This window comes from Pseudomonadota bacterium, assembly GCA_030775045.1.
Lineage (GTDB): Bacteria > Pseudomonadota > Alphaproteobacteria > JALYJY01 > JALYJY01 > JALYJY01.
In genome coordinates this window covers 1-5,849 of the sequence record JALYJY010000105.1, presented here as the reverse complement: position 1 = coordinate 5,849, position 5,849 = coordinate 1, and the positions used below count along the sequence as shown (strand labels likewise).

Genomic DNA, 5,849 nt, shown 5'->3' with positions numbered 1-5,849 from the left:
CCCCCCCCCACTGAGAGTGGGATCAAGTTTGTACAAAGTGAAATTGGCAGTGGCGTCAGCTCGATCCGCATAATCATCCCATGCTTTTCCTTTGGGAAGTTTGTGCGCTGCCGCCGCATCCTCCGGGTTTCTGAAAAACCATTTTGTATCCAGATGCAGATCCGGACAGTGCCCAATAACCTTCTGCATGCGAGGGTCGTTCATGTTCTGGGTGACAAACAGGGGCTCCAGAATTTCCACATCAGGGCTGCCATCACGCAGACCATCCAGGATTTCTGTGCAGACCTGTCTGTCAAAACCCCCATCAAATGGCGGTGGCCGAAGGGTCAGGACTGTCTTGAGAATCTGCTTCTTCTCCGGCACGGTCATGGGGGCGAGAGGCCATACCTTTGGGTCCGGCACGGAATACTTCGGCAGGCCCTCGTACATGGCTTCGGGCTCTGGAACCGGAGGAGCCACCTGCTGCACAGGGGCATTCTCTGCCGCACAGGCCTGCAGGGGCAAAAAAAGCAATGCTGCAACAAGAAGAGCTTTTCTCATCGGGCCATTCCGTTTTTTGTAGATATTTCTCAGAAATCTACAACCCATAGGTGTGTTCTATCAAGAGCCGTTTCATCAAAATTGGCACAACAATCCGTGACCTCATGTCGCCAACCTCAGATCACTGGCAGCATTGGTATCGCCGCCGTTGATGGTGAATCCGCCATCAATCCAGCTTTCTTTCAGGCTGCCGTAAAAGGTGTCCCCATGCTGACTGCCAATAATGGATTCTACGCCACCGTCCGGATCAATAGTGTCAGTCTATCCCCAGCCATCCTGAATCTGCCCTGCCTGCAGACCATCTATGGCTGTGGCCGACAGATTGGCCACAATGCCAGCCCCATCACGGCTGTAGTTCACCACATCCGACCACCCCTCACCCCACACATCGCTTCCCGCAAAGTTCAGGTACAGGTCTGCACCGGGGAAATCAGAGGCTTCCTTGCCTGTGGGGAAGGTCACTGGCAGCCCCGTTTGCTGCAGAACGTTCATGATCAGGGTGTTGGAATTCAGGGCGTCGTCAAAGGGAGGAAGAACGTCGGCGCCAATGTAAGTAAGTGTACTCACGTGCGAAGATCTTGTTCGCCACAGACACCATCCGGAACCATGTAGCCTGTAATTCTGCGTCTGTTCCTGACAGAAGAACCGTGCTGCCGCGGGTGGACGCAGAGTCACCAGTCTCATATCGGTCGATAGTTGCGTTGAGAACTTGTCCTGCTGTGTTAGGAGTCTCAGAAGTCCTAAGTTTATAGCCGCTCATCAGACGGCCGTATTCTCCTGACCCGGTTTCTCCTGGATATTCCGGGCCACCGGATATTGCTTTCCAGTCTTCCTGGTCCAGATCATTATCGTCTCGATAAACCAGATACAGATGCCCCGGACCTCCCGGAATGCCAGCTACGGGACGCCATTCGATCGCAATTGAAGCCATGATTACTTACTCCTTGATTGAGAGGACAGGTTCGGGTTGATAAGGGTGCCAGTACACAAGCCGGTACAGCAGAAGCCAAAGAAGGTCTGCAGGTGTAGCCCAGATCTTGTGCGGGGTCGGAGATCCAGATGCCTTGACAAGATTTTTATCTTTATCAAAATAGAAGATGAAATCTATATCATCTCCATTAAACGGTATAATTTCTGTATTATGTGGATAAAAGTAAAATTTATAACGAGGATAATCAGCAGTCTCTGAATCTTTATACCTTTTCTCTTTTTTCGAATAATAAGAGAACCCTCCCACACTGACCATCACATCTCTGCCTTCCAGCCAGTCCGTCAGGGCACGGATATCTTTGGGTGTGGGCTGCATCTCCATGATTCTGGCATAGCGCTTCTCAAGAACAGGAGCGCGCGTCTCCCCCCAGTTCTGCATTTTGGCCCATGCGAGGAAGCTTTCATCCGGCCCGTGGGACATGAACCGGGCCTGGACCAGCCGGCCCCCGCCGGTGCTGGATCTCCACCACCCAGGTGATCCGGGGCAAGTCGGATGGCGCCGGTTTTTTGAGATACAGGGAGTGCGTGATCTCTCCTGTAACCTGGCTCAGCCAGTAGGCCCAGTTGGGACTGATGGACGGATAGTCCAGCGTGTTGAATTCATTCTTCTCATCCGCATATCCATCCATGAACGCCAGCACATCACGGATGTTGCTGCCCCTGGGGAAGGCCTTCTCAAACTGCGCCTGCAACCCCCCAGCTGCCCCTGTCCGACAGGGTCAGAAGCTTCTCCATCTCCGCCTGCGAGGGCCTGTCCCGGAACAGAAGGGCCGCTTCGTGCTTCACCCCCACCACGAACATAATGGCAAGAACCAGGACCAGAGCCTTCGCACAATCGCTCAGGCTGACCCATCGCCGTACCAAGCCTGACATCAAGGATTTCATCACGGCTGTCCCGCCTGAAAAACAACCCATAAACCTGTAAACCAGAACTACAACAACGCAACCAGAAATATCATATCACGCAGCATGATATGCAACTTTGGGTTGCTTCACAATCCTGTTGTCATTGGCTGCTGCTGCCCCCCGTCTTGTCGGGGTAGATATTCTCTGGATCGGCACGAACAATACGGGTACGTCGGCTACAAGAGTGTGTTGCAGCACAGGACCAGAAAGTGATCTGGCAATCAGTCGCTTCTATGGCCGTACTGCCACCGGGGAAGAATTTGATTTCAGCGCGGATAAGGGCACCCGGGAAATTCTGAAGCCATACCAGGAGGCTGTTGCTGCACTGGTTTCCAATAACCCGGAACTGGACATAGCGGCCCTGACGCAAGAACCTTCGCGGCCTGATGGTCCCACCATGCGGGTGATCAGGCTGGCGCTCTAGCGTTTTTCCCTTGTTGAACAGACGGCCGCTGCCATTCTATGGTGGCGCGGATATCCACTGTCCGCGAACCCCATGCTCGTTTCCCTCTCCATCCGTGATTTTATCCTGATCGGAAAGCTGGACCTGTCCTTTGGTCCCGGGCTGTCCGTCCTGACGGGCGAGACGGGCGCTGGCAAGTCCATCCTGCTGGATGCCCTGGGGCTGGCGCTGGGTGGACGGGCCGACAGTGCCTTGGTGCGTCCGGGGGCGGAGCAGGCCAGCGTGACAGCCGAATTTTCCCTGCCGCCGAAGCATCCGGTCCTGGCGCTGCTGAAGGACCAGGGGCTGGAGGCGGAGACAGCGCTGATCCTGCGCCGCACAGTAGGGACAGATGGCCGCAGCCGCGCCTTTGCCAATGACCAGCCGGTCAGCGTGGCCCTGCTGCGCCAGCTGGGCGGGACGCTGGTGGAGATCCACGGTCAGTTCGACACCCACGGCCTGCTGGATCCGCAGACGCACCGCGATGTGCTGGACGCTTTCGGGGGCCTGCAGGCCGATGTGGCCAAAGTGCGGGCCGCATATGAGACCTGGAAAACCACTGCTGCAGCGCGGGAAGAGGCTGCCCGCCAGATCGAGGCGGCCCGGCGTGAGGAAGACTTCCTGCGTCACGCGCTGGAGGAACTGGATACCCTGGATCCGCAGGCGGACGAGGAGAATGAACTGGCCTCCCGGCGCCAGCTGCTGATGAACGCGGGCAAGATACTGGAGAACATGGAAAGTGCGCTGGCGGCCCTGGCCGGCGAGTCCGGAGCCGTGCGCAGCCTGTTCCAGGCGCAGAAGGCGCTGTCCCGCCTGGGCGACCGGCTGCAGGGGGTGGAGCAGATCGTCGCCGCCCTGGATCGCGTGGCGGTGGAAGTGGATGAGGCTGTGGCCGGGCTGGAGGCTCTGGGCCGCAGCGTGGATCAGGATCCGCGTGCCCTGGACCAGGTGGAGGAGCGTCTGTACGCCCTGCGCGCGCTGGCCCGCAAGCACAGTGTGTCCGTCTCTGATCTTCCCGCGCTGCGCCAGGACATGGCCCGGCGGCTGGACCTGATCGAGACCCAGGGCGACACCCTGTCCCGCCTGGCGCGGGAGGAAGAGGAGAAGCGTACGGTCTATGCAGCGGTGGCGGACAGGCTGGGCAAGGCAAGGCGCAAGGCGGTCGTGGCACTGGACAAAAAGGTAGCCGCCGAGCTGGGTCCGCTGAAGCTGGACCGGGCTGTGTTCACCACGCAGGTGGAGATGCTGGCCGAGGCGGACTGGAGCCCGTCCGGGCAGGATCGGGTAACGTTTGCCGTGGCTACCAACCCGGGCGCACCACCGGGACCGCTGAACAGGATTGCCTCGGGGGGAGAACTGGCGCGCTTCATGCTGGCGCTGAAGGTGGTTCTGGCAAAGGCCGACACAGTGCCTGTGCTGGTATTCGACGAAGTGGATACGGGGATTGGCGGAGCCGTGGCGGCTGCGGTGGGTGAGCGCCTGGCAAAACTGGCAAAGGACTTCCAGGTGCTGGTGGTGACCCACAGTCCGCAGGTGGCGGCCCGGGGCGACCATCACTGGAAAGTACAGAAAAATACCCGGAAAGACATTACGGTCACCAACGTGGTGGCCCTGGAACAGGAACACAGGCGCGAGGAAATCGCCCGCATGCTTTCCGGCGCCACCGTCACCGACCAGGCGCGCGCCGCGGCGGACAGCCTGCTGGGGGAATAACCGGTATGGACGCCATTTCTGCCCTTCCGCCGGGAGGAGTCTCAGGACCTGTGGCCCCCGGCAGCCTCTTGCACCGCTTCACGCGCTGCCCTGGAAACGATGTGACGCTGCATGGCATTCGCCCACGTGAGGTCGACGAGATGCTCCAGATTCTTCCGGTTCCGGGGATGATCCATGGCGGTCCCGTTCTGCTCATAATCCATCGCTGCAACCAGGATGTCCCGGGAAACCCGGGTCAGGAGGACCGTGCTGAAATTCCACAGCAGTCCGGAGACGCGCTCGAGTTTGCGGGGCTTTTTCTTTCTGGTTTTTTTCATGATGGTGTCTCCCGGGCCGGGTGAAAACCGCCAGGACCGCAGTGGCCCTGGCGGCCGGGAGCTAGAAAACCGCTCAAGAAACGGCGCATTGTCCTTTAGGGTTTCCCCCTGGACATACGACAATACCTCCCGGCCCTACGGAAGACCGAGGCGAGGTTTACGGGATGCAGCCAGAGCTGCACAACCGTCCTGAACGAGGTTTTCTAGGTCCCGGAAAGTGGAAAGATTCCACCTTCGCCGCCACTATAGAGGAGGATAAATCACACGGGCAAGCTTGTGAACTTTTTTAACTTTTTCCCTGGGGGAGGTAGTAACAACCTTGTACCTCTCCTTCAATGGGACCTTTGCAAAAGTCATTTTTTACCGTTATCCCGGCCTTCGCCGGGATGACGGCTGAAGGGCGAGCCATATTTGTTTTAAATGACCTGTCATCGGACCTGACTTTTGTGGGGAAACAGGTTATTTTCTTCGTCAGAAGGATTTTGCACAGACCTGTTATTGTTTATTGTCATCCTGAAGAAGCGGAGCGACTGAAGGATCCTTCGCTGCGCTCAGGATGACACAGATATGAAAGACAGCACCATGTTCCGCCAGAATGCCCGCCCCCGCCCTGTGATCTTGTGCGTTCTGGACGGCTGGGGCCATCGTGAGGACACGGACCGCAACGCTGTGGCGCTGGCGAAAACGCCTGTGCTCGACGCCCTGTGGAAGGATTGTCCCCACGCCCTGATCCAGGCGGGAGAGAAGGACGTGGGCCTGCCTGACGGCCAGATGGGCAATTCCGAGGTCGGGCACATGAACATGGGCGCCGGCCGGGTGATCTTCCAGGACCTGCCCATGATCGACAACGCCATCGCCAGCGGGGAGCTGGACACCAATCCCGCCCTGCAGGATTTTATCAGGACGGTGAAAGCCTCGGGCGGGACCGCGCACCTGATGGG

The 5,849-nt window shown here is 58.3% G+C and carries 9 protein-coding genes; 3 read left to right on the top strand and 6 right to left on the bottom strand.

All coding sequences use genetic code 11. The features are described 5' to 3' along the window. From M3O22_08310 to M3O22_08290, 5 genes are all read right to left on the bottom strand, one after another. The coding region (locus tag M3O22_08310; GenBank protein ID MDP9196746.1) for a hypothetical protein at positions 1-540 on the bottom strand (540 nt) is incomplete at its 3' end. A gap of 261 nt (positions 541-801) precedes the next feature. Then, the gene (locus M3O22_08305) at positions 802-1,107 is read right to left on the bottom strand and encodes a hypothetical protein (protein MDP9196745.1); all 306 of its coding nucleotides are present in this window, start codon (positions 1,105-1,107) and stop codon (positions 802-804) included. A gap of 370 nt (positions 1,108-1,477) precedes the next feature. Then, positions 1,478-1,951, bottom strand: a complete 474-nt coding sequence (locus M3O22_08300; protein ID MDP9196744.1) for a hypothetical protein — start codon at positions 1,949-1,951, stop codon at positions 1,478-1,480. Further along, on the bottom strand, positions 1,932-2,222 hold the full coding sequence (locus M3O22_08295) for a hypothetical protein (protein ID MDP9196743.1): 291 nt from the start codon (positions 2,220-2,222) through the stop codon (positions 1,932-1,934). Before M3O22_08295 ends, M3O22_08300 begins: the two co-directional genes overlap by 20 nt. Beyond that, entirely contained in the window at positions 2,206-2,415 is a 210-nt protein-coding gene (locus M3O22_08290; protein ID MDP9196742.1) for a hypothetical protein, read from the bottom strand. The genes M3O22_08295 and M3O22_08290 overlap by 17 nt, the downstream gene beginning before the upstream one ends. A 118-nt stretch (positions 2,416-2,533) precedes the next feature. Between M3O22_08290 and M3O22_08285 the strand changes: the two genes are divergently transcribed. Both M3O22_08285 and recN read left to right on the top strand, forming a co-directional pair. Further along, positions 2,534-2,860 carry a hypothetical protein gene (locus tag M3O22_08285; GenBank protein MDP9196741.1) on the top strand — a complete coding sequence of 109 codons (327 nt, stop codon included), beginning with the start codon at positions 2,534-2,536 and terminating at the stop codon, positions 2,858-2,860. A 72-nt stretch (positions 2,861-2,932) separates the two neighbouring features. Further along, a complete protein-coding gene (gene recN, locus M3O22_08280) occupies positions 2,933-4,591 on the top strand; it encodes a DNA repair protein RecN (protein MDP9196740.1) in 1,659 nt (552 codons plus the stop codon). Between the two features lie 41 nt (positions 4,592-4,632). Here recN and M3O22_08275 read toward each other — a convergent pair whose 3' ends face one another. Beyond that, complete coding sequence (locus M3O22_08275; protein MDP9196739.1) at positions 4,633-4,908, bottom strand: hypothetical protein; 276 nt, start codon at positions 4,906-4,908, stop codon at positions 4,633-4,635. Between the two features lie 567 nt (positions 4,909-5,475). Between M3O22_08275 and M3O22_08270 the strand changes: the two genes are divergently transcribed. Further along, on the top strand, positions 5,476-5,849 hold a 374-nt coding region (locus M3O22_08270), incomplete at its 3' end, for a 2,3-bisphosphoglycerate-independent phosphoglycerate mutase (protein ID MDP9196738.1).

Coding starts and splice junctions, on each gene's coding strand:
- M3O22_08290 (MDP9196742.1), bottom strand. CDS start 2,415: ATGAAATCCTTGATGTCAGGCTTGGTACGGCGATGGGTCAGCCTGAGC.
- M3O22_08300 (MDP9196744.1), bottom strand. CDS start 1,951: ATGTCCCACGGGCCGGATGAAAGCTTCCTCGCATGGGCCAAAATGCAG.
- recN (MDP9196740.1), top strand. CDS start 2,933: ATGCTCGTTTCCCTCTCCATCCGTGATTTTATCCTGATCGGAAAGCTG.
- M3O22_08275 (MDP9196739.1), bottom strand. CDS start 4,908: ATGAAAAAAACCAGAAAGAAAAAGCCCCGCAAACTCGAGCGCGTCTCC.